We start from the raw sequence: 24020 nt of genomic DNA, 5'->3' as shown, positions 1-24020 counted from the left end.
GCCGCCTCTGTGCTTCGCTGCACAGGGGCGGCTATTTTTCATGGAAATGAAGTCTATCCCTTTCTATTCCAGAGAAGGACAAGTATACTGAAGGAATCATTGGATGGTGAAGGTCTGCTTCGCGAAAGCAGGTCATCAGGGAGGGATCATATGGCACAGCCTATGAAAGGGAAAGTCATCGCTTTGACAGGACCGCGCAAGGCCACGGATATGGCCAAGCTGGTAGAGAATATGGGGGGCACACCGCTGATCCGGCCGGCTCAGGGCACGGTGTTTCTGGATGATGAGGCGCTTCGGGCCTCCATCACTGACTGGGTAGAGCATCCGCCGGACTGGAGCCTGTTTACAACGGGAATCGGCTTTGAGGCGATCATGGATATGGCGGAGCAGATGGGCGTACAGGAGAAGTTGCTGCAGATCCTTCAGAACACCCGTATTGCCGCCCGCGGCTACAAAACGGTCAATGCACTCAAGAAGCGGGGCCTGAAGCCGCTTGTGCGCGATGATGACGGAAGCACCGCAGGATTGATTCGGGCGTTTGAAGGCTATGATATACAAGGAAAGCGGGTTACTCTGCAGCTCCACGGAGAGTCTGCACCGCAGCTTGTGGCATGGCTTCAGGAGAAAGAGACCCAGACCGTGCAAATCCTGCCCTACAAGCATATTCCGCCTGAAGAGGAGGAGCTGGGACTGCTCCTCAGTGAGATCATCCGTCACCAGGTGGATGCGGTTGCGTTCACGAGTGCGCCGCAGTTCCGTTTTCTTGCGGAATATGCGCGCCGGAAGGAATCCTGGGAGCCGCTTGCTGCAGCTTTATGTGGTCCGGTTATCGTCTGTGCGGTGGGCAAAGTGACCGCGCAGGGCTTGATCGAGGAAGGCATCGAGCCGCAGGTCGTGCCGGAGGAAGAGCGGATGGGCAGCATGTTGGTGGCGCTGGGGCGCTATTTTGCAGAACGGGGGTAAGCCCTTAGGACATTGCTTGAGATCAAGCCTGAATTCGCAAGGAGGAATATGATGGACAAGAGAAAGGCACTTTTACTGGGAAGCTACACGCATCCCAAGTTTCATCCGCTGCAAGGCATTGACACGCAGATATCGCATCTGCTGAATGATATGTTTACCGTGCAGTGCACGGAGAATCACAAAATGCTTCGCGAGAGCAATCTGTATCCCTACGACCTTTGTATCGCCTACAGTGATCTGTGGGATGAGAAGGTATCGCCCAAACAGACCGCGGGCCTGCTGTCCTATGTGAGCGGTGGCGGAGGGCTCATCGTGCTGCATAACGGCGTTTCGCTCGCGAACCGCTATGAGCTGGCACAGCTGCTGGGAGCCCGCTTCGACGGACATCCGCCGATGCAGCCCCTGAAGTTTATGCCGGCGGCAGAGGGTCATGACATTATCGAGGGCGTAGAAGCCTTTGAGATGGAAGAAGAGCCGTATCGCTTCAAGCTGGACCCGTTTACGGAGAGACAGGTGCTGCTGGAATATGAGCACGAGGGTGAGCGCTGGCCGGCCGCATGGTGCCATACATACGGAATCGGCCGGGTCGTCGTGCTGATGCCGGGACATCATGAGCCTTCTTTCATGCATGAGCCATTCCGCAAAATGATCGTACAGGGAGCGAAATGGGCTTCGCGTTATCCTGGTAAAATAATACAATGAGGTGGATGTTTTGCCGAACTTTCAACAATTAGGCATCGATGAGAAAATGGTACGCAAACTGAAGGAGCAGGGGATTTCTGTGCCGACCCCGGTGCAGCAAGAGAGTATACCGATGCTCCTTACGGGAAAGGATATCATTGCCCGCGCGCGTACCGGGACTGGCAAAACGCTGGCGTTTCTGCTGCCAATCTTAAAGCAGATTGACGCTGCCAAGCCGTATCCGCAGGCGCTGATCGTAGCGCCGACGCGGGAGCTGGCGCTGCAGATTACGGAGGAGGCGCGGAAGCTGTCCTCCGGTACCCCGGAAGGCGTTAAGCTTCTGGCCGTCTATGGCGGTCAGGATGTGGAGAAGCAGCTGCGCAAGCTGGAGGGCGGCCGTCATCTGATCATCGGTACTCCAGGGAGACTGCTGGATCATTTGCGGCGTGGCACTTTGGAACTGGGCGGTGTGAAGCAGCTCGTGCTGGATGAAGCGGATCAGATGCTGCACATGGGCTTTCTGGATGAAGTGGAGGCGATCATTGCAGCGCTGCCGTACAAGCGCCAGAGTATGCTGTTCTCGGCTACGATGCCGGATCGCGTCAAGCAGCTTGCTGCAAATTATATGAACAAGCCCGTGGATATTGTCATCAAGGAGGGCGGGAGCTCGCTCATTCCGCTGCAGAATATCAAGCAGGTGCTGGTAGAGTGCACGGACCGGACGAAGCAGGATGCACTGAAGGGCATGCTGGAGCTGCACCAGCCGTATCTGGCGATGATCTTCTGCCGCACGAAGCGGCGTGCCCAGACCTTGAACGAAGCGCTCCTGTCGCACGGCTATGCCAGCGACGAGCTGCACGGGGACTTGTCCCAGGCGAAACGCGAAGCGGTGATGAAGCGGTTCCGGGAAGCCAAGCTTCAGCTGCTGGTGGCGACTGATGTCGCGGCGCGGGGACTGGACGTGGAAGGCGTGACCCACGTGTATAATTACGACATGCCGCATGATGTCGAGAGCTATGTCCACCGGATCGGCCGGACGGGACGTGCCGGCGGCACGGGTCTTGCGGTAACGTTCGCGGCACCGAAGGACGGATTTGATCTGGAGAAGCTGGAGCGCAGCCTCTCCATCAAGCTGAAGCGGATCACCTGGGACGGCCGCAGCGGTGAAGTCCGCGAAGGATCGTCCGGTCAGCGCAGCAGCCGAAGCAACGGCTCCTCCGAGGGCCGGGAAGGCAGCGGCGAGAGACGCGAGCGCCGGGACGGCACCTCGGGTGGACGCGGACGCAGCGAAGGTTCGCGCCGGAGCGAGGCATCCGGCGGCCGGGGCCGGACGTCTGGCGGCAGAGGCGGACAGAGCAGCGGCGGGCCGAGATCCGGCAAGAGCGGCACGGGAGCCGGCCGCAGCGGCGGCAGAGGTACAGGCGGAAGCGGCCGGAGCTCTGGCGGCTCCAGCAGACATGCCGGCAGCGGAGGTTCAGGCAGCGGACGGCGCGGGCGCACTCGTTAATTGGTTGTATAGCCGATGTAAACTCTTTGTCTAATCTGCAGATTCTGATTCAGGCATGCCCCAGGGGTTTAATAATTCTACGTTACCGAATATAGTAAAAATTTACTGAGGAGGCGTTAGACATGTCTGAACATAATCATGTAGTCAAAAAAGACGGTGAGCTTGATATGAACAAAGTGGACGATGCCATGAACAAGATGGATCAAGGGGAAAAGGAACAAATCCTGGCCAACTTTGATACCTTCAAATCCTACCTGCATAAACGTATCAAACTGGCAGAAAGCATCGGTCTTGGCGAGGAGCAGCTGGCCAAAGGTGCCGAGAAAGTAGCCAACTATCTGGCCGAGCACGAAGATCCGCGCAACAGCGAAGAGAAGCTGCTGCAGGAGCTGTGGAAGGTGGGTTCGGAAGAGGAGCGCCACAAGCTGGCCCACATGCTGGTCAAGCTGGCTCAGAACGAATCCAGCCATCACTAATCATATGGCCTCAGCCCTTCTCCGGTCGTGCACCGGGGAGGGGCTTTTGCTTGTGCTTTTGCTTTTTCCTTTGGCTGCAGGAATCTGCAGCTGTACATAATCTTCTGTATAAAGGAGTGGCCCAACGTGTCCACGGCGATTCACGAATATCGGGAGCGCAAAATGCAGCCCTTCTACTGGATACTGACGTTTGAAATGATGATAATAGGAATGCTGCTGGGACTGGCGCTGGTTGTGGGTCCGTTGATCTTGCTGTCCTTGTGGCCTTCAGGCTGGATGGCGCTCACCCTGCTGGCCATACCTCTAGGCCTATGGATGATTCGATCGCTGTGGAGGAGCCTGGCGACGCGCATCTGGCATAACCGTCATAATGATTATTTTGCCATCTATGAAGATGTACTGAGGTATACCGTGTGGGACCGGGAGACCCGGGAGGAGCAAAGCGGCAGCATCCGTCTGAAGGACATCTCCGAGATGTACTACGGACGCCATGTGATGATGTACAGCTACGCCTACAAAGAAACCTCCTTCCGGGAACGCGCGCCCCAGGTCGAGCTGTGGCCGGTCATTCACCTGATCTACAACAGCGGCGGAGGCGAGAAGATGATCAGCGTGCCTTTGGCAGAGACGCGGGAGGCGAACGAGTGGCTGAAGACACTGGCTCCGCATGGCATCCCGCTCTGGCTGTCGTCGGTAGTGGTCGTGGACGAGGATGAAGCGACCATCCACGTCCTCCGTAAGGAGGAGAATCGGGACGCCGCCGTGTTTGAGAACAATATCGAGCGGGCGTTCCGGCCCTTCATTGAGAAGAAGGTCGAGGAAGAGGAGCAGCGAGCGCCGGGTCCGGAAGAGCTGGAGGCACTGGATGCCGAAATTCGGCGGATCGAGGAGCAGGAGGCACAGCAGGCTCAAAAAGCGGTGTTTGCCAATGTGGGTCCCTTGGGCTGGATGGTGTTTGTACTCCAGTTCTTCTTCAGCTGGCTCATTATGAATCAGGCAGTCGCTGGCAGGATAGATCCTGACGGGGTGATCATTCCGGTACTGCTGATGCTCGTCATGAGCTTCTTGTTCTTCTTCTTGGTCAAGCGCCTCCGCTGGCCTCATCTGCTGGTCTGCTGGGGCGGTTTGTTTGTGACACAGCTGGTGCTGGATATGATTGCCGGGAGCAGTGAGGAGGGAAGTGCCCTCTATTCGATCGGCGGCGGGCTGATCGGGATGTCGATGGTAGCACCGGTCTTCATCTGGCTGCCCTATCTGCTGGCCCTTGGCTTGCGCCGCTCAGCAAAGGATAAGTAAAGGCCTGCCCTATGAAGCACTGAGGTGCTTCTAGGGCAGGCCTTTATAGGTCAAGCAGAGCTGTGTCAGGGTGCGGCCGCCTATAGGAATAACCTCAAGGAGTATCCGCACCTGTACCTGAAGCCGGAGCAGCCTTGAACTGCATAAGATACGGGTTATCTCTGCTCTCCAAGGAATACACCGTATCCAGCTCCTTCTTCTCTCCCGGTGCAAGGTGAACCTCTTCAAAGGTGCGCTTCAGCAGCTCGGTAATCCGGTCTTCATCCGTCACCGTCACGCTAACGGTTCCGGTAAACGGAGCCGAGCCGTAATTGCCGGCGTAGATGACCCATTTGGTACCATCGTCCTCGTCCAGAAACGCCCCCACATAAGCCACAATGCCCGGCGCCTCCGAGAAGGGAAGCCTGTCCTTGATTTCCGCATGGTATTCATCCATGTCCTGTACCATCTTCTCTTCCACGTAGAGCGACTCCTGGGACACGATCACGGTCGTGAACGTGACGAAGGCATAGAACACTACCAGCGACCAGCCTGTGCTCTTGAGCGTCGTTCTCCGGTCGTAGCCTCCGGCAACCATGCCGATGAAGGCAATGAGCACCAGCACTGGCACGGCCAGATGCCATACAGACACAAACATTTCTGTCTCCAGTCTCATGAACGGTACAACCTCGTTTCTATGTATTCAGCCAAGTCATTTTGGCATACATTTTGTACCCGGAACCTGCTTGCTTTAATCATCTAAAGGCTTCCTTTTTGCCGCCAATTCCGGTGTTTTCATATAAACCTGTCTCCAAATGCGCTATAATAGGGGAAGTATCTATACCAATTTCATATTCACACTAGAGCTGCTAAACCTCGGGAGGTCGTTTCGTGTATATTGTTCAATCCATCGTAGAGGTGCCTGTGCACAAGGCAGAGGACTTGGTCCAATTATATGTCAACCGAAGCCGGTCCGTCGATAAGCAGCCTGGCTTTCTTTCATTTCAGCTGCTTCAGAACGAGCAAAAGCCGGGAGAGCTGACGGTCCACATGACGTGGGAGAAGAAGGAGCATTATCTGGCTTGGGTAACGAGTGAGGATTTCAAGCGGATCCATGAGCTGGAGAAAAAATATCCGGATCAGGAGCTGGCCGGCATCAAGCCGATGGTTCGTAGATACCACGTACGGGCGGAATAGCCCGTATTCTCATTGCAGCATACATCTATAGAGAGGAAGGGATAAGCATGGGAATGACAGAAAAGACCGCCGGAGATGCATTGCTGAACGAGGCCGAGAAGCTTGCGGACTGGATCACGGAGCAGCAGTACAACAGGCAGCCGGATCTGCAGGACCGCTTCGGCCCTTCCGGAAAAGAAAAGACCCGGCGTGACTCGCTGTATACGCTGAATTATTTAGCGGAGAGTGTGCTGGTCAGTAGTCCGGCTTTATTTTTACATTATGTATCGTGGTTAAAAGTATTGCTTGAACGCTATAAAGTGACAGGCGAGGAGTTAAGGGTGAACCTGGAGGCGATGCGGGAGGCGCTGGATGAGCGGTTTGATCATCAAGACAAAAGAACCGTTCTGGATTATTTGGACATGGGGATGATGCAGTCTGTGGAGACGGTGACGCTGCATTCCTATATTACAGAGGACAACCCTTTGGCGAAGGAGGCGGCAGATTACCTGGAGCTGCTGCTGCAGGGAAAGCGCCGGGAAGCCTCAAGCCTGATTCACGGGCTGCTGGAGCGGGAGATCGGTATTTCAGCACTGTACAAGCATATTTTTCAGACGGTGCAGTATGAGATCGGGCGGCTGTGGCAGCTGGGGCGTGTGAGTGTCGCTCAGGAGCACTACTGCACAGCGGTTACCCAGTCGATTATTTCCAGTCTGTATCCGCACTGGATGACGGTGGGCAGTAAGGGCCTGACCCTGGTGGCGGCCTGTGTCGGCAAGGAGACTCACGAAATCGGGCTGCGCATGGTGGCTGACACGTTCGAGCTGCATGGCTGGGACACGTATTATCTCGGAGCAGACGTTCCGGATTTCAGCCTGCTGCAAGCCATCGAGAAGCATGATGCGGATGTGGTCGCGATATCGGCTACGATGACCTACCATATCCATCTGGTGCGGGACCTCATCCGCAAGATTCGGGCCGACGAGCGGTACAAGCATGTGAAGATTATGGTTGGAGGCCTGCCCTTCAACCTGGACCCTAATCTGTGGCGGGAGGTCGGAGCGGATGGCTGCGCGCCGGATGCCGAAGCTACGGTAGCTGCCGCGGAGCAGCTGGTCCTGACGAAGCCGGCGACGTAACGGTGCTTGGAAGCAACAAGTAAGGGAGGGACAGGCAAATGCATGACCCTAATACAGAGGCGGACCGGCTGCGGCAGACGATCGAGGAGATGTCCGATCAGATCATCCGGGCGAGGGAAAGGGAAGAGCAGGTGCTGGGTGAATTTACAGCTATGAACAATGAGCTGGTCACGCTGCAGCGCCGGCTGGCAAAGAGCAATGCCGAGCTCAAGCGGAGCCGCCTGGAGGCAGAGCAGGCTAATGAAGCGAAAGGCCGGCTGCTGGCTGTGATCAGTCATGAGATCCGTACACCGATGAATGCCATCATGGGCATGGCGGAGATGCTGGAGCAGCCGGGCTTGACGGATGTCAATCGGCAATCGGTGGGCTTGATCCGCGATTCCGCGGCTCTGCTCATTCATATGATCAACGATTTGCTGGACTTATCCAAGATTGATGCGGGCAAAATGGAGCTGCGGCGGGAAGCCTTCGATCTGCATGTTATTTTGGATCATAGTGCCAGGCTGCTGCAGGACAAGCTGGAGAACAACGGCAACCGGCTGTCTATGCTTCTGGATGAACGTTTGGAGCGGCAGTGGATTGGCGATGCAGGGAGGATCAATCAGGTGATGCTGAATCTGCTCGGCAATGCCAACAAGTTCACACAGGACGGGCAGATTATGATCCGTGTGAAGCCGGCAGAGCATGAAGGCCAGGACGAGAACCAGAGCCTGGTGCGCTTCGAGGTCGAGGACACCGGCATGGGGATCTCAGCAGAGGATCAGAAGAATCTGTTTACGCCCTATATGCAGACCGATGAAGGCGGCTCCCCGGAGTATGGAGGCACAGGGTTGGGATTGTCCATTTGCAAGTCGCTCGTCGAGCTGATGCGGGGGAGAATCGGAGTATCCAGTGAAGAAGGCCGGGGCACCTTATTCTGGTTTCAAATTCCGCTGGAGCCGGCTGTCGGCCAGGAAAGCGGTAACCGCTCGGTGGAGGCGCTTCGCGCCGCATATGCAGAGCAGCAGCCGCTGCAGACGACCAGCCGGGATCTGTCTGTCCCTGTGCTGCTGGTGGAGGATAATGACATCAACCGTCAGGTGGTGGGGATGCAGCTGCGTAAGCTGGGCTTGCAGCAGGTGGACTGGGCCCGGAACGGGCTGGAGGCCGTACAGAAGGCGCGCGAGAATACCTATGCCCTCATCCTGATGGATCATATGATGCCTAAGCTGAGCGGAGCCGAAGCCGCGGCTCAAATCCGCGCAGAGGAGCAGCAGCTGGGCAAGCCGGCTGTGCCGCTGGTGGCGATGACAGGCAGCACCGATGAGCGGGCGCGCAGGCAGTGCATGGATGCCGGTATGAATGATTTCGTATCCAAGCCGGTGCATGCCCAGGCTCTGGCCGCCATCCTGGAAGCTTATCTCCCTGAAAAAACGGCTCAAAGCGATCGGCCGGTGCTGGATTACAAAACGATTCACGAAATTATCGAAATTCAGGAAGACGGCAGTCAGGAGCTGCTGGCATTGCTGTTCCAAATGTACCAGGAGGATATGCCGGACAAGATGGAGCGGCTGCACAAGCTGCTGCAGCAAGGCAGAAGCGCCGAGGCGGCGGCGGCAGCCCATGACATGAAGTCCGGCAGTCTCAGTCTGGGCGTTCAGGAATTCTCCCGGCTGCTGGCAGAGATTGAGGCGTTATGTAAGGCAGGTCGACTGGAGCAGGGCCTTCATACGTTCGGACAACTGCAGCCTGCCTATGAGGAAGCCTGCGGCAGCCTGAATGCGCTGCTGGAGAGCCAGGAATAATGTGATCGGATTAAGAGACAATAAGATCATTGGTGGGCGGGCGCCTGCCGGTGGTCTTTTTTTTGAGTTCCCGTTGTCTGCTGTCCGAACGCACTCTTGAAGAAATAACTGTGAAAAGCTGGTTCAAAAGCCTCCAGCACTGGTATTAATTAAAAAACCAATATTCCCGACATTCTCTAGCTCATAGCTCATAGCTCATAGCTCATTGCCATAGAAGTGTTCCCAGGATCAAAGATTGTGAAATTGTGAACAAAGTGTGAGGATTGCTATAGCCTATTGCGTTGTGAACTAATTCACAATATAATAAAGACATAAACAAGGTGAATGTTTTCACAATAACAAGCAACTAACGGAAAATGACAAACAAAAACCGAAAAATGAACGACAGACGAGCTGAATGAAATACCACCATGCCAAGGAGGAATAAGAATATGAAAGTAGCAGTGATCGGATGTACCCATGCCGGAACGGCAGCAATTGTGAATACCGCGAAGCTGTACCCGGAGGCTCAAATTACCGTATATGAACGCAATGATAATATTTCATTCCTGAGCTGCGGAATTGCGCTTTATGTCGGCGGGGTCGTGAAGGATCCGGACGGCTTGTTCTACTCCTCCCCGGACCAGCTGGCGGAAATGGGCGTGACGACGAAGATGAAGCATGAGGTCGTCTCTGTCGATACGGACGGCAAAAAGCTGACTGCGCGCAACCTCGACACCGGCGAAACGCTGGAGGATACGTTCGACAAGCTGATCGTGACGACCGGCTCTTGGCCGATCATTCCGAAGCTGGACGGCATTGATCTGGACAATATTTTGCTGAGCAAGAACTACAATCATTCCAATACCATTATTGAGAAGTCGAAGCATGCGAAGCACATTACGGTGGTTGGCGCCGGCTACATCGGTGTGGAGCTGGTGGAGGCGTTTCAGCAGAACGGCAAGAAGGTGACCCTCGTCGATAGCGTGGACCGGATTCTGAACAAATATCTGGACCCGGAATTCAGCGATAAAGTCGAGGAGTCGTTCCGCCAGAAGGGCATTGAACTGGCGCTGGGACAGACTGTGAAATCCTTTGAGGGCGAGCATGGCCAGGTGAAGCGCGTCGTCACCGATAAAGGCACGATTGAAACCGATATGGTCATTCTGTGCATCGGCTTCCGCCCGAACACCGAGCTGCTGAAGGGTCAGGTTGAGATGCTGAAGAACGGCGCGATCGTCGTCGATTCCTACATGCAGACCAGCAAAAAAGACGTCTTCGCCGCTGGCGACAGCTGCGCCGTCCGGTACAACCCGACCGGCAAGGCGATGTACATCCCGCTGGCCACGAATGCGGTACGGATGGGCACACTCGTAGCGCGCAACCTGGCCAAGCCGACGACGGAGTATATGGGCACCCAGGGCACCTCGGGCTTGAAAATTTACAGCCATCACATCGCCTCCACCGGCTTGACGGAGCTGACTGCGAAGGAGGAGGAGCTGGATTTCGACACGGTGACGATCAAGGAGCACTACCGCCCCGAGTTCATGCCGACGTCGGAGGAGGTTACGCTGAAGGTCGTCTTTGACAAGAAGGACCGCCGGATTCTGGGCGCCCAGCTGATCTCCGGAGCGGACTTGACCCAATCGGTCAACACCCTCTCGGTATGTATCCAGAACAAGATGACGATTGACCAGCTGGCCTTTGTCGACTTCTTCTTCCAGCCGCATTACAACAAGCCGTGGAACTTCCTGAACACGGCGGGCCTGGAGGCACTGCCGAAGCTCGTGAAGGATCCGGTGCAGGTGTAAGGGAAACGGTATATGCGGCATAAGCCATTAAAAAAGGCTGTCCCGGAAGATGAACATCTTCTCTTGGGGCAGCCTTTGCTTTAAAGATGAAACAGACACAAAAAACAAATTCGCCGCATCGAGTTTCGGGGGAAGAAACTCGTTGCGGCGAATTTTTTTGGGAGTGGTCCATGATACGGCAAGGAGAGAAAGGGTCTGGGTTCCTCCTCTTGCTGTTGATACCAAATTACCCGGCGCACCGAGGGATGAAACAGGGGGGTGCATATTTTGTCAAAAAATATTTCGGGCGCTCTTCCCGCTTTACGGCATCCCGGATTTCGTTCTAAGATAAGGGGTAGAATATTGTCATATCAAGGATGGCATCGGGGTACGAGACGAGAGGATGACGACATAGATGATTCACGAGAAGGAAGGCGTCTTCCCGGCGGTATGTCCGCTGGACTGCCCGGATACATGCGGGCTGCTGCTGCATAAGCAGGAAGGCAGAATTGTAAAAGTGACCGGAGATCCGGAGCACCCCATCACCCAGGGAGCAATCTGCAATAAGGTGCGCCATATGGCCGAGCGGATTTATCATCCCGAGCGGCTGCTGTATCCGCTGCGGCGGGTCGGAGCCAAGGGAGAGGGGAATTTTGAAGAGATTACCTGGGAGGAAGCCATTACGGAAATTACAAGCCGCTACCGCAGCCTGATTGAGGAATACGGATCGGAGAGCATCCTGCCGTACAGCTTCTACGGCAATATGGGTGTGCTCAGTGTGGACGGCATGGACCGCCGGTTTTTTAATGCGCTGGGTGCGAGCAAGCTGAAGCAGACGATCTGTAACGCGGCCGGCAATGCAGGCTGGATTTCCGTCATGGGCGCCAATCGGGGGACTGTACCGGAGGAGACCGTGGATGCGGATGTGATTCTGGTCTGGGGCGGCAATATTGTCAGCACGAACATGCACCAGGTCGTATTGGCTGAGAAGGCTCGGAAGAACGGAGCGAAGGTTGTCGTCATTGACGTACACAAGAATCAGACGGGGCAGTGGGCCGACTGGTTCATTCCGCTGCACCCCGGCACAGACAGTGCGCTCGCTGCAGGCATGATGCATGTCCTGTTCCGGGATGGACTGGTGAATGAGCCGTTTCTGGAACGCTATACGCTGGGCCATCAGGAGCTGAGGGAGCATGTGAAGCAATATACGCCGCAGCATGTATCTTCTATCACCGGAATTCCGGCTGCAGATATTGAGAAGCTGGCGACCCTGTACGGTCAGGCCGAGGCCGCCTATATTCATATCGGCAACGGGCTGCAGCACCATGACAATGGCGGAATGGCTGTGCGGAGCGTAGCCTGTCTGCCCGCCTTGACCGGTCACTGGCAGAAGCGGGGCGGCGGCGCGTCCAAATCCAATGGCGGCTACAGCAACATGAATAGCGAGGCGCTGGAGCGTCCGGATCTGCGGCCGAATCCCGATGCCCGGGTCATCAACATGAACCGAATCGGGGAGGCGCTGGCTATGGAGGAGAAGCCGGTGAAGGCGGTGTTCGTGTACTGCAGCAATCCGCTGGTCGTAGCGCCGGATGCCGAACGGGTCAAGGCGGGCTTCGCCCGGGAGGACCTGTTCACTGTTGTGCATGATCTGTTCATGACGGACACAGCCAAATACGCAGATATCGTGCTGCCGGCGACCTCTACCTTTGAGAACACCGACGTATACGGCTCATACTGGCACCAATATATTCAGCTTCAGGAGCCGGTTATTCCCAAAGTGGGAGAGAGCCGCAGCAACGTCGAGCTCTTCGCCGCCCTGGGCCGGGCGATGGGCTTTGAGGATCCTGCCTTTAATGAGAGTGAACAGGACATGATCACAAAGGGCCTGGAGTATCCGCACAACCCTTATCTGAACGGCGTAACCTGGGATGGCCTGAAGGAGCACCGGCGCGTGAAGCTGGATATGACGCCTTACGAGACTTTTCTGGAACAGCTGCCTACAGCATCCGGCAAAATCGAGCTCTATTCCGCAGCGCTGGAAGCCGCCGGGCTCCCGCCCCTGCCCACGTACATTCCGCTCAAAGAGGGCTATGACGGCGTCCGCAGGGGAAAAGGAAATCGCTATCCGCTAATGTTCATCTCACCGCCAAACCATAATTTCCTGAACTCGACCTTCGCCAATGTGCCGAAGCACCAGAAGCTGGAGAAGGAGCCGTTCCTGCAGATTCATCCGGAGGATGCTGCAGAGCGCGGCATTGAGGACGGGGATGAAGTGACGGTATATAATGACCGCGGCGTGTACGAGGCCCGGGCAAAGGTGTCAGACAAGATGCTTCCCGGCACTGTGGTGAGCCAGGGGCTGTGGTGGGACGGCAATGGCCGGCGTCAGCGCGCCAATGCCCTCACCCCTGACCGGCTGTCGGATTTAGGGGAGGGCGCGGTGTTTTTCTCCACTGTTGTCGATGTAAAGCGTCACTGAGTGTGCTTGCGCGCCAAAGCTTGTGTACGACATACTGATTCTCGTGGAATTTATGCCTTGCTGGAGTGAATTCACAATAATCACACCTATTATGAAATCAAAGAGGCTGTTCTCATGAGATTCTTAAATTCGTACCCGAAGGAAGTCAAGGGCTTCCTGGCCGCAAGTCTGGTTAACTCGGCCGGCGGCTCGTTAATGTGGCCGCTGACGACGATGTATGTGTTCGATGAGCTGGGGCGCAGCATGCAGGATGCAGGCCTGGTCATTCTGCTGCAATCGGCGGGCGGGATCGCCGGGCAGCTGCTTGGCGGTGCGCTGTATCACCGGATCGGCGTAAAAAAGCTTATTGTCGGCTCGCTCCTGCTCAATGCGATGGGCCTGTTCTCTCTACCCTTCATTGACGGGTACTGGCCCATGCTGCTTCCTATTATGCTGCTGATCGGCTTGTTCAGCGCCATGTCGATGCCGGCCATCCAGGCGTTCATCGGCTTCCGCTTTGCAGACCGGCGCGGCGAATTGTTCAATGTCGTCTATGTGGCGAACAATATTGGAGTTGCAGTGGGAACCGCGCTGAGCGGCTTCCTGGCTGAAATCTCTTATGATGTCAGCTTTGTAGGGAACGGGCTGACATCGGCCGGATTCGCTTTCTTTTTCCTGTCTTATTTAAGCCGGACCGACCTGAAGGAGCCGACTCTCCAAGAGGAAGCCGAAGGCCGCCCCAAGCTCAAGAGACCCGTTCCTCCAGGCAGCCGTGGCGGCGTCTGGGTCCTGCTGCGGAACACCCGGATTTATTTGTTCCTCGGACTGGGCTCCCTGTTCATGTGGTTCGGCAATTCCATCTGGAATACCGGCATTTCACCGCATATCATTTCAGAGGGCATGTCGAAGGCATCCTTCGGCTATTTATGGACACTGAACGGAATTCTGATCTTTGCGGCACAGCCGCTGACGAGCTGGATCAAGTCCAGCTTTGCGCGCAGGGATACCTCGCAGATGTCGGTCAGCGCGGTCTTCTACCTGCTGTCGTATCTGGTCATCGTGCTGACCGGCAGCTATCCGGGCTTCGTGCTCGCGATGGTGCTGGCTACACTGGGCGAGATGCTGGTCTCGCCGGCAATTCCGTCATTTATTGCGGAGCGCGCAGGAAAAGCAGCCCCGTTCTACATCGGGGTGGCTGGAGGGATGGGCTCGGCGGGCCGGGTGTTCGGTCCCTATGCCATGGGAATCCTCTATGATGGAGGCGGGCTGAAACCTGTGGCCTGGCTGGCTGCCGCCATGGCGGTGCTGTCCTTCCTGTCGTTTGTCATCCATGCGCGGCGGGTGCCGGGCATGGAAACATCTTCCTTAAGGGGGGAGTAAAGAAAGATGAATACGGATCTGGATACGCTCATGATCCGCTTCTCTGCCTTGAAGGATGCCGGCCGGCTGATGGAGCTGGATCATCAGGTGTGGGATCACCGTACAGCGCCGCAGCCGCTGGTCTGGGAATCCCGGGAGCAGTATCTGCTTCACTGTCCCCCCGGGCAGCAGCTGGTGGCGGAGACGGGGGATGGCACCCTGGCCGGGTACCTGGGCTTCAAAGCGCCTACGGAGCTGGATAGCAGCCAGCATGTATATGAGCTTTGGATTGCCGTGGACCGTCAGTATCGCCGCCGGGGCATCGGCGTGAGGCTGATGACAGCCTTCAAGGCCTTTGCCCGGCGGGAAGGCAAGCTGAAGCTGCGCCTGCGCGTGCTGTCCAGCAATGAAGCTGCGGCTGCCTTTTACCGGACCTGTGGCTTTCAGGAGGAAGGACGCCTTGTCCGTGAATACCATGTCAAAGGTCAATACGTGGATGATATACTGATGGCCTGCTTCTTATGAGGCGGCGGGACAGTCCTGATCAGCTCGGGGCTGTTTTTTTATGGGTTCCATTAAAAGAGAATGAAAGATTGACGATGATAATCTATAATTGCTTATAACCTATTCATGGATTGGGGCGAAATGATTTGAACACCAACATCAAGGAGCTGTTTTTGACATCCGAGCGTTCGCAAATGACAGATTATGAAATGCTGGCATCCAAGCTTTTGTACCGGACTATTTTAATTTTGATCGCGGTCTGTCCGTTTATTTTCTGGCTGTTCTACGGGGTTCAGATGGTATCGTTGTCCGATGCAACAGCATTAACGATCGCGCTGGCCATCTTCGCACCGCTGCTTGTGCTGGCCCAGCGGATGTATGGCACCCGGCCTCAAGGGAAATATTTCCTTGTCAGCATTTGCTTTACCCTCGGTTGTACGCTGATTACGTTCGTGCCCTCGGCTTCTTCAGGTAATATTGTGTACATCTATGTGGCCCTGTCGCTGATTTATCTGAACCAACGGCTGAGCCTGCTGGCAGCGGCATATTCTTTAATCATACTCGTTGGCCAGCTGCTCTTGAATCCGAAGCTGTCGGAGGTTCCGCTACTGGACGCGGCCATTGATGTGCTTGTGCTGATCATGGTGAACGCGATTGCCGTGACCGTCTGCCTGATGGGGCGGCGCTTGCTATCCGACGTCGTCGTGGAGAAGAGAAAATCGGATGCCGTGCTGGACATGGTGCGGGAGTCTGTTCTTGGACTGGAGGCGTTCGGGCAGAGCCTGAAGGTTGATGTAGACCGCAATGAGAGCATTGGCGTCCAGCTGTCTGAGGGATTGGGCGAAATTACGAAGGGTGCGGCCGTGCAGGCCGAAAGCTTGTCCTCGGTCAATGGCAGCATGCAGCAGGCCGGAACCTTCCTGGGAGCGATCTCCACAGAGACAGCAGCCATGCGGCAGCTTTCCGATGCCTCCGTGACTGCAACGGAGGAAGGCGGGAAGCAGCTGGAGAAGCTGCAGCATAATATGCACCGCATTGACGATATTATGGGGGAAACCCACTCTGAGATGTCCGCGCTGCGGGAATACAGCGAGCAGATTCATCTCGTGTTGGAGAGCATTAAAGCGATCGTCAAGAATACGAGCATTCTCGCGCTCAATGCTGGAATTGAAGCGGCTCGCTCGGGCGAGCACGGGCGGGGCTTTCACGTGATTGCCCAGGAGATCCGGAAGCTCTCCAGCGATGCGGAGCAGGAAATGTTCCGTATTGCCGAGGTGCTGACCCGGATTGAGCAGCAGACGAGTGTTGTCTCGGACAAGGTCGGCCGGGGCATTGAAACGGCAGCCCAGGTACAGAGCATTGCGCAGGGGACGACATCCTTTTTCAGCAGCATTCTGGAAGATGCCCGGATGGTCTCTTCCAAATCGCTTGAAATCGAGAGCATGCTCAAGAAGCTGGAGGAGAACACGCAGGCGAGCCTGGGAGATATTGATGCCATCTCTACAGTGATCGAGCAGACCAGTGCTTCCCTGCAGCAGCTCTCTGCCGGATTTGAAGGACAGACCGCTTCGACGGCCAGCATTGCCGGTGCGTTCGGCGAGCTGGAATCCATGATTACCCGGCTGCAGAGCTTGGCGGAGGGCAGTGAAATGTCCGTTGTTCAGGAGCAAGCAGGAAAGGAGACCAACCAACATGGCAGTCATTCAAGCGCTGAATGCAGGCAGGCCGGTAGAGGTTGAGTACAACGGGAAGCCGCTCCTTACCGGTATTTACAAGCAGCCGGTGCCTGGTCCACTGTATCTGGGACAAGAGCAGCTGGAGGGAGACGGTCAGGCCGACCGTGTTCATCACGGAGGCCCGGATAAAGCGGTGTGTGTCTATCCATTGGAGCATTATGCCTACTGGGAGAGCGTCCTCGGCAAGACGATGGGGCCGGCTGCATTCGGAGAGAACTTTACGGTAACCGGGCTGCTGGAGGATGAGGTGTACATCGGGGATGTGTACCGTGTCGGAGAAGCCGTGGTGGAGGTCAGCCAGCCCCGGTACCCATGCTTTAAGCTGTCCCAGAAGCACGGGATCAAGGAGCTGCCAGCGCAGGTACTTGCGACCGGCTACAGCGGCTTCTATCTGCGGGTGCTGCAGGAGGGAAGCGTATCGGCAGGAGACGAGCTGATACCGGTGCAGGCTCAACCGGACCGCATCTCTGTGCGGGAGGTGCTGTACGCCATGGCAGGCCAGGAGCGGCGGGCGGAGGTGCTGGAGCGCATCCTGGCGCTGGATCGACTGTCAGAGGTCGTGCGGGTGCAACTGCAGAAGCTGCTGGGGAAGCTGGCGAGTCAAGAGCAGACGGAGTAAAGCGCAGGATCTGATCCTCGCGGATCAGACCCGAGCGCTTCCAATATACAGGGAGCACCACGCATAAAAAGGGGCACCAGTGGCGTTGATTCCCGGCGATTACAGCCGAGTCATCACGCACCTGGCGCCCCTTGCTGCAGGCTGCGGCGGAAATATCTCAAGCCGCAATGCATCGCCGCCCTGGCTGCTGGCAGGGCACGGCGTCAGCGCAGCCGCAGCCAGTCACTGCGGATCATGCCATACACGGCATGATTGACATAGCCCTGCGGCAGCTTCTCGGCTTCGCGGACAATGCCTTCCAGCACGAACCCCAGCCGCTCCGGGATTGCGCGGCTGCGGCGGTTGGCCGTGGCACAGCGGATCTCCACCCGATTCAGCCCCATGCGCATGAGCGCATGGTCAGTGAATACCCGGCAGGCTGTACTCATCAGGCCTTGTCCCTGATATGGCTTGCCCAGCCAGTAGCCGATGCCGACCGAGCGGTTGTTCCAGTCGATCTCGTGGTAGGAAATGATACCGGCGAGCTCCTCCCGTACCCAGATGCCGGCAGTGAGGCCGCCGTTCTCGGTGCCCTGGGCCAGCGCGCCTTTGATGAAATTCGTGCTGTCAGACACCTCTTTGACCGAGTCTACCCAGGGAAGCCATTGGCGCAGCCAGTCCCTGCAGTCATCAATCAGCTCATAAAGCGCTCTCGCCTGCTCAGGTGAGAGCGGACGCAGCTCAACATGATCATCCAACGCATAGGTAAACATAAGATAACTCCTTTACAATAAACTAAAATGAGCTCCGACCACGGTTTCGTGGAAGGGGCTGGGAATTACCTTCGTCTTGCATGTACCGTTTGTTCCAATGCATATATATCTTCCTCTAGAGATACCATATGCCGTGCAGTGAGGCTTCTACAGTCCTCAAGAGCCTGGTTGTATATGTACGGGCTGGCTGTTGTCAGGAAGAAATCAAGCAGATTACCTGCGCCAAGCTCACCAAGCTCTTCTTCTCGCTCGTATTGAAAATACTCCTGAATCTCGCGGATCATGGCTTCGCGCTGCTCTTTTGGCAGCTTCAGAGGCTTCATGGTTTACATTCCTACCTTTCTTATTAACTAGTTTCTTCCATGCTACCCTAATGAAAAGGAATTCGTCAAAGCTCAGATCCTCAGCCGCCACGGGCAGATCGCCCTTGGGTTTCCTTGAACAATACAGCTCAAGCAGGTATATTTAAGAGAAACAGGCTTATACAGGATATAGAGCCCGCTTTTTCGGCGCCGCCATTCAGATTCAGGTTTGCCAGAGAGAGAATTTACAGGATGAAAGGTTGATTAACGTGGAGAACCATCCGGCAACACCCTCCAATTTCATTAAAAATATTATTGCTGAAGATCTCAAATCCGGAAAGGTCAAGCATGTGGTCACCCGTTTTCCGCCGGAGCCGAACGGCTACCTTCATATCGGCCATGCCAAGGCCATCTGGATTAATTTCGCGCTGGCGGACGAATTCGGAGGAAGAACCCACCTGCGCCTGGACGATACGAACCCGCTGAAGGAAGATACGGAGTATGTTAACTCCATCAAGGAAGATGTGAAGTGGCTGGGCTATGAGTGGGAGGAGCTGCGTTTTGCATCGGATTATTTCGAGGAAATGTACAAGCGCGCCGTCATTCTGATTCAAAAAGGCAAGGCCTACGTGGATGATCAGAGTGCCGACGAAATCCGCATGAGCCGGGGTACGCTGACTGAGCCGGGTCAGAACAGCCCATACCGCAATCGCAGTGTCGAGGAGAATCTGGATTTGTTCAGCCGCATGCGAGCCGGCGAATTTGGTAACGGGGAAAAGGTACTCCGCGCCAAAATCGACATGTCCTCCCCGAACATTAATCTGCGCGATCCCGTCATTTACCGAATTGCCCATGCACATCACCATAACACCGGCGATACGTGGTGCATCTATCCGATGTATGCCTTCGCCCATCCGCTGGAGGACGCCATAGAAGGCATCACGCACTCCCTTTGCTCCCTGGAGTTTGAGGATCAGCGCCCCTTCTATGACTGGGTCGTTGCCGAATGCGAGATGGAAGCGGCACCGCATCAATATGAGTTCGGGCGCTTGAATCTGCAGCAGACGGTCACGAGCAAGCGGAAGCTGAAGCTGCTGGTGGATGAGAACATGGTAGACGGCTGGGATGATCCGCGCATGCCGACCATTTCAGGAATGCGCCGCCTGGGCTTTACCCCGGAAGCGATCCGCAGCTTTGTATATGAGACGGGCATTTCCAAGGCGTATGGCACGGTGGACCGCCAGATGCTGGAGCATTTCATCCGCGAGGATCTGAAGCTGAAGGCGCCGCGCACGATGGCTGTATTGGACCCGCTGAAGGTGGTCATTACCAACTATCCGGAAGGACAGGTGGAGTGGCTGGATGCAGAGAACAATACGGAGAACCCGGAGATGGGCGTGCGGCAGATTCCTTTTTCCCGTGAAATCTACATTGAGCAGGAGGATTTCATGGAGGACCCGCCGAGCAAATATTTCCGGCTGTTCCCGGGCAATGAGGTGCGTCTGAAGCATGCGTACTTCATCAAGTGCAATGAGGTGATCAAGGACGAGAACGGCAAGGTGGTTGAGCTGCACTGCACCTACGATCCCGAAACGAAGAGCGGCAGTGGCTTTACCGGACGCAAGGTGAAGGGCACCATTCACTGGGTAGAGGCTTCTCAAGCGGTTCCTGCGGAGTTCCGCCTGTACGAGCCTTTGATTCTGGAGGAAGAGGCCGAGGCGGAGGCAGAGGTGCAGCCGCAGGTAGCAGGAGACGTCACTGCCGAGGAGGGGATGCAGGCCGAGGCCTCTCCGGAGAAATCCTTCCTGGACCACATCAATCCGAACTCATTGGAGATTGTGCATGGGTTTGTAGAGCCGGAGATGAAGGAAGCCCGCCCACAGGACAAGTTCCAGTTCTTCCGCCATGGGTACTTTAACGTGGATTCCCGGTACTCGAAGCCCGGTCAGCCGGTCTTTAACCGGGTCGTTTCCCTCAAAAGCTCCTTCCAGCTGCCCAAGGCCTAAGCTGCCGCGCAGGCAAAGGCTTGAGCATCCGGGCCTTGGGAACAGGAATCAGCTATGATGAGGAGCATCAATCCATAAAGAAAAGGCCCCGGCTGCTCAGGCAGGGGGCCTTTTCTTCATAAGCTATCCAAAGAGCAGCTATCGCGGTTCCTCCTCCTCGTCCTCCTCGGCGTCCCACGACTCCACCACCTGCGGCTGGTAGCCTTGGGTGCGGAGCAGGAACCACATCCACCCAAAGCCGAAGGCGCCGATCAGGGCAAGCATCATGCCCGTGCGGTACATGGTCTGGGCGCCGAAGCTTTGGAAGATCCAGCCGCCGGCAATGCCGCCAATGACGCCGGAGATCCCGCTCCAGGACAGAGTATACAGCGCTTGTCCTGTCGCACGGAATGGCCGGGGCACGAACAGCATCGTCAGCTGGGTGCCGACATAGAAGTATCCCCCGAAGGTGATACAGTGCAGCAGTTGAATGAACGCGACCTCCAGCGGGGAGGAGGCCTCAGCCATCAGCAGCCAGCGCAGCGAGAACAGCAGGCTGACGACGGCCAGGCAGGCGACGAGAACGCTGATCTTACGTTTCAGGAACCGGTCGAACAGCAGAAACACCGCCACCTCGAAGACGGAGGAGAGGAAGAGGGCCAGGCCCACGGTTTCCGTGCTGCCTCCAAGCTCCAGAATGTACAGGGACATAAACGTATTGTTGGCGGTGCTGGGGATGGAGACCAGAATGCCCAGCAGAATAAAGCCCGTAAAGTACGGATTCAGAAACAGCCGCGTCACGCCCTTGAAGCTGACGGTAGCGGTATGCGCGCTCTTTTGAATATCCGGAAGCACCCAGATGAATAGTGCCGAGATGATCAGCATCGCCGAAAAGACAAAGGAAATGCGCCCGGTGCCCAGCCGCTCAATGACGGGGCCGACCGCGACGGCCGTCAGCGCCCAGCCAAGAGAGCCCCACAGGCGGAACGCGCCGAACTTCAGCGGCGTGCCGTCGATATAGTTCAGAATGAGCGTGTTGCTCTGAGAAAAGATCGGGATCTGAAAAAAATAAAAGAAAATCATAGATATATAAATAAAAACATATGTATTCGCCTGAAAAACAAATTGAACCGATATCAAAGCCCCCGCCATCATGAACAGCAGCACGCGCTTCAGGCTGCTGGCTCTGTCAACGCGGTATCCCCAGAAGGGATTGGCGAGGATCGATACAAACGGAGCGATCGCCATCAGACTGCCGATTTCCAGCTTGTCCATCCCGATATCCTGCAAATAAAGCTGAAAGAAGCCGGTAAAGATGACCATCGCGCCATAGATGAAGAAGTTGAACATTTTTAACGAAGGTAAGGACGGATGGCTGTGATCTTGATCCCGCAAATGGGTCATTCCTTTCACACTGAAGATGCACATCAACAGTCCGGCCACAGACCGGATATCTTCTTCAATGTATCACGCATTGTAAAGGGATACAAACCATATTGTATACACTTTTACAATTATTATCATATTGTGAGTTAAGTATGCTCTACGGCTGATAAGGCTTTGGGTCAGACAGCTTGTTTACGAAAGGAGGAAAATGGAGATGGCGGAGTCTATAACAGGCATTCTGCTTGCGGGCGGACGCTCCCGGCGGATGGGACAGGATAAGGCGCTGCTGCGCTTCGGCCGTCTCTCCTGTATCGAGCAGGTGCAGAGCGCGCTGTCTGTGGCCTGTTCAGACCTGCTGATTTCTGCGAATGCTTCTCGCAGCTATGACTTTCTCGGCCTTCCAAGGGTCGAGGATCAGTATCCTGGCCAAGGCCCGCTCGCTGGCCTGCACGCCGGCTTGAAGGCGGCCAGGACCCCCTGGAGCCTCGTGTCAGCTTGCGATATGCCTCTTGTTACGGCGGGCATGGCGAGCGATCTGGCGCGGATGGTCCGCAGCCTGACACCGATGGAGAAGGTACAGGCTGTGGTGCCGATGGCGGAGGGACGGCCTCAGCCGCTGTTCGCAGCCTATCACGACAGCGCAGCGACTGTGATGGAGCAGCGCTTGCAGCGCGGGGAGCTGCGGCTGATGGATGCTCTGGGTGACCTGACGGTGAAGCGGGTGCCTCTCGAAGAGCTGGCGTTGTGCGAAAGCCTTCACCGCTGGCGTGAAGGATTATTCAACATGAACGAGCCGAACGATTACGAGTGTTTGAAAGGACTTCACCGCCTATAACTACAAATAACCACCGGAAGACAAGGCGGTCAGCCCTGTGTTTCGGTGGTTATTTATGGTAAAGGGCCCCTTTTCATTACATATGAGGACGGGGGCTGCTTCTTTAGCCGCCGATTTGAGACATCCGGCGTCCGGTCGGCGTGTGGCTCTGTGCTTTTTTTTCCAGCGCCAGCGCCATTTCATGGTTCTGCGGCTTCTCACCCAGCGCCTTGCGAAACAGAGCTTCAATCGAAGCTGGATCATGGGCGACCCTGCGAACGTTCAGCTCATCGGACCAGTAGAGGCACGCCTTGATGTTGCCGTCAGCGGTCAGGCGCAGTCGATTGCAGGAATCGCAGAAATGCTCACTGACCGGATGAATCAAACCGAACGTGCCTTGTGCGCCCTTCACCTTCAGGTTCCGGGACGGCCCGTTCCCGCCGGGGCCTTCATGCGGAGCGACGCTCCAGCCGGCCTCCTCACACACCTCGGTAACATGGCTGAGCGGCAGATAGGTCCGGCGCCATTCTTCTGAAGACTGACCGATCGGCATGTATTCTATAAAGCGGACATGCAGCGGACGGTCCAAGGTCATCGCAATGAAATCCTTGATTTCGTCCTGGTTAAAGCCCTTCATTAACACCACATTGAGCTTGATCGGGTCCAGTCCCGCACGGTAAGCGGCTTCGATGCCATCCAGCACGCGCTGGACATCTCCCCCGCGGGTAATGGAGGCGAACCGCTCCTGCTGCAGTGAATCCAGGCTGATATTAATACGGGTCAGGCCCGCTTTTTGGAGTGCTTCGGCCTTCGCCGGTAGAAACATGCCATTGGTGGTCAGCGAAATATCCTCAATCCCGTCAATGGCCGAGATCATCGCTACCAGCTGCTCCAAATCCTTGCGGACGAGCGGCTCTCCGCCGGTAAGGCGCACCTTGGATACGCCCATGGGAGCGAGCACGCGAAGAACGGCCGTGATCTCTTTATAGGTCATAATTTCGTCATGCGGCTGAAACTCCATCCCTTCGGCAGGCATGCAGTACACACAGCGCAGATTGCAGCGGTCGGTGACCGAAATACGGATATAATCGTGAACGCGGCCAAAGGAATCCGTTAACGGCTTCATGATCGGCAATCCTCCTTTTGCAGGCTTGGTTGAGTTGTATTCTGCAGCAAGCCTTGGTTGTTCTTGATGTGGACACCTCTTTATATTAACAAACAATTCCCCTCTATGTCTTGGGGGCTGGAGTAAAGTGTTCAGGAAAAAGAGCCGCCCCCGACAGATCCCAAGCATCTGTGGGGGGCGGCTCTTCGTGTTAGGGCCTGAGGGCAGCA

At 56.0% G+C, this 24020-nt stretch carries 21 protein-coding genes; 16 read left to right on the top strand and 5 right to left on the bottom strand.

The genetic code is table 11. The annotated features are described in order from the left end of the window. Window positions 1-150 precede the first annotated feature (150 nt). From ACH6EH_RS08660 to ACH6EH_RS08640, 5 genes are all read left to right on the top strand, one after another. Window positions 151-963, top strand: a complete 813-nt coding sequence (locus ACH6EH_RS08660; protein WP_397331990.1) for a uroporphyrinogen-III synthase — start codon at window positions 151-153, stop codon at window positions 961-963. A 51-nt stretch (window positions 964-1014) separates the two neighbouring features. After that, window positions 1015-1665 (top strand): ThuA domain-containing protein, encoded by a 651-nt coding sequence (locus ACH6EH_RS08655; protein WP_397332132.1) that lies wholly within the window; start codon window positions 1015-1017, stop codon window positions 1663-1665. A gap of 10 nt (window positions 1666-1675) precedes the next feature. Continuing rightward, window positions 1676-3151 carry a DEAD/DEAH box helicase gene (locus ACH6EH_RS08650; protein ID WP_397331989.1) on the top strand — a complete coding sequence of 492 codons (1476 nt, stop codon included), beginning with the start codon at window positions 1676-1678 and terminating at the stop codon, window positions 3149-3151. Window positions 3152-3273: 122 nt separating this feature from the next. Next, window positions 3274-3627, top strand: a complete 354-nt coding sequence (locus ACH6EH_RS08645; protein WP_397331988.1) for a DUF3243 domain-containing protein — start codon at window positions 3274-3276, stop codon at window positions 3625-3627. A 126-nt stretch (window positions 3628-3753) separates the two neighbouring features. Further along, complete coding sequence (locus ACH6EH_RS08640) at window positions 3754-4923, top strand: hypothetical protein (RefSeq protein WP_397331987.1); 1170 nt, start codon at window positions 3754-3756, stop codon at window positions 4921-4923. Between the two features lie 94 nt (window positions 4924-5017). Here the strand turns inward: ACH6EH_RS08640 and ACH6EH_RS08635 are convergent, their stop codons facing one another. After that, window positions 5018-5578 carry a hypothetical protein gene (locus ACH6EH_RS08635; RefSeq protein ID WP_397331986.1) on the bottom strand — a complete coding sequence of 187 codons (561 nt, stop codon included), beginning with the start codon at window positions 5576-5578 and terminating at the stop codon, window positions 5018-5020. A 215-nt stretch (window positions 5579-5793) separates the two neighbouring features. Between ACH6EH_RS08635 and ACH6EH_RS08630 the strand changes: the two genes are divergently transcribed. The 9 genes from ACH6EH_RS08630 to ACH6EH_RS08590 all read left to right on the top strand — a co-directional run bounded on the left by ACH6EH_RS08630 (window position 5794) and on the right by ACH6EH_RS08590 (window position 17446). Next, on the top strand, window positions 5794-6099 hold the full coding sequence (locus tag ACH6EH_RS08630; RefSeq protein WP_397331985.1) for an antibiotic biosynthesis monooxygenase family protein: 306 nt from the start codon (window positions 5794-5796) through the stop codon (window positions 6097-6099). A 47-nt stretch (window positions 6100-6146) separates the two neighbouring features. After that, window positions 6147-7217, top strand: a complete 1071-nt coding sequence (locus tag ACH6EH_RS08625; protein WP_397331984.1) for a cobalamin-dependent protein — start codon at window positions 6147-6149, stop codon at window positions 7215-7217. A 38-nt stretch (window positions 7218-7255) separates the two neighbouring features. Next, window positions 7256-9001, top strand: a complete 1746-nt coding sequence (locus ACH6EH_RS08620) for an ATP-binding protein (RefSeq protein ID WP_397331982.1) — start codon at window positions 7256-7258, stop codon at window positions 8999-9001. A 431-nt stretch (window positions 9002-9432) separates the two neighbouring features. After that, window positions 9433-10791 carry an FAD-dependent oxidoreductase gene (locus tag ACH6EH_RS08615; protein WP_397331981.1) on the top strand — a complete coding sequence of 453 codons (1359 nt, stop codon included), beginning with the start codon at window positions 9433-9435 and terminating at the stop codon, window positions 10789-10791. 394 nt (window positions 10792-11185) lie between these two features. Then, on the top strand, window positions 11186-13249 hold the full coding sequence (locus tag ACH6EH_RS08610) for a molybdopterin-containing oxidoreductase family protein (RefSeq protein ID WP_397331979.1): 2064 nt from the start codon (window positions 11186-11188) through the stop codon (window positions 13247-13249). A 114-nt stretch (window positions 13250-13363) separates the two neighbouring features. After that, a complete protein-coding gene (locus ACH6EH_RS08605) occupies window positions 13364-14608 on the top strand; it encodes an MFS transporter (RefSeq protein WP_397331978.1) in 1245 nt (414 codons plus the stop codon). A 6-nt stretch (window positions 14609-14614) separates the two neighbouring features. Continuing rightward, window positions 14615-15112 carry a GNAT family N-acetyltransferase gene (locus ACH6EH_RS08600; RefSeq protein WP_397331977.1) on the top strand — a complete coding sequence of 166 codons (498 nt, stop codon included), beginning with the start codon at window positions 14615-14617 and terminating at the stop codon, window positions 15110-15112. A gap of 125 nt (window positions 15113-15237) precedes the next feature. Beyond that, window positions 15238-16830, top strand: a complete 1593-nt coding sequence (locus ACH6EH_RS08595) for a methyl-accepting chemotaxis protein (RefSeq protein ID WP_397331976.1) — start codon at window positions 15238-15240, stop codon at window positions 16828-16830. Beyond that, window positions 16784-17446, top strand: coding sequence for an MOSC domain-containing protein (locus tag ACH6EH_RS08590; RefSeq protein ID WP_138227321.1), 663 nt, complete (start codon window positions 16784-16786; stop codon window positions 17444-17446). The genes ACH6EH_RS08595 and ACH6EH_RS08590 overlap by 47 nt, the downstream gene beginning before the upstream one ends. Before the next feature lie 203 nt (window positions 17447-17649). Here the strand turns inward: ACH6EH_RS08590 and ACH6EH_RS08585 are convergent, their stop codons facing one another. Together ACH6EH_RS08585 and ACH6EH_RS08580 are read right to left on the bottom strand one after the other, a co-directional pair. Beyond that, the gene (locus ACH6EH_RS08585) at window positions 17650-18198 is read right to left on the bottom strand and encodes a GNAT family N-acetyltransferase (protein ID WP_397331975.1); all 549 of its coding nucleotides are present in this window, start codon (window positions 18196-18198) and stop codon (window positions 17650-17652) included. Window positions 18199-18263: 65 nt separating this feature from the next. Then, on the bottom strand, window positions 18264-18521 hold the full coding sequence (locus ACH6EH_RS08580; protein ID WP_397331974.1) for a DUF2164 domain-containing protein: 258 nt from the start codon (window positions 18519-18521) through the stop codon (window positions 18264-18266). A 239-nt stretch (window positions 18522-18760) separates the two neighbouring features. On the opposite strand from ACH6EH_RS08580, the gene ACH6EH_RS08575 reads away from it, so the two are divergent. Beyond that, window positions 18761-20506, top strand: coding sequence for a glutamine--tRNA ligase/YqeY domain fusion protein (locus tag ACH6EH_RS08575; RefSeq protein WP_397331973.1), 1746 nt, complete (start codon window positions 18761-18763; stop codon window positions 20504-20506). 138 nt (window positions 20507-20644) lie between these two features. Here ACH6EH_RS08575 and ACH6EH_RS08570 read toward each other — a convergent pair whose 3' ends face one another. Then, window positions 20645-21889 carry an MFS transporter gene (locus tag ACH6EH_RS08570; protein WP_397332131.1) on the bottom strand — a complete coding sequence of 415 codons (1245 nt, stop codon included), beginning with the start codon at window positions 21887-21889 and terminating at the stop codon, window positions 20645-20647. A 196-nt stretch (window positions 21890-22085) separates the two neighbouring features. On the opposite strand from ACH6EH_RS08570, the gene mobA reads away from it, so the two are divergent. Beyond that, window positions 22086-22706, top strand: a complete 621-nt coding sequence (mobA, locus tag ACH6EH_RS08565) for a molybdenum cofactor guanylyltransferase (RefSeq protein ID WP_397331972.1) — start codon at window positions 22086-22088, stop codon at window positions 22704-22706. Window positions 22707-22809: 103 nt separating this feature from the next. Here mobA and moaA read toward each other — a convergent pair whose 3' ends face one another. Beyond that, entirely contained in the window at window positions 22810-23814 is a 1005-nt protein-coding gene (gene moaA, locus ACH6EH_RS08560; RefSeq protein WP_397332130.1) for a GTP 3',8-cyclase MoaA, read from the bottom strand. Window positions 23815-24020: the final 206 nt, after the last annotated feature.

Origin of the sequence: Paenibacillus sp. JSM ZJ436, from assembly GCF_044383795.1 — a bacterium.
GTDB classification, from domain to species: domain Bacteria; phylum Bacillota; class Bacilli; order Paenibacillales; family Paenibacillaceae; genus Paenibacillus_AQ; species Paenibacillus_AQ algicola.
The sequence above is the reverse complement of the archived record's forward strand: the minus strand, read 5'-3'. Positions and strand labels throughout refer to the sequence as shown.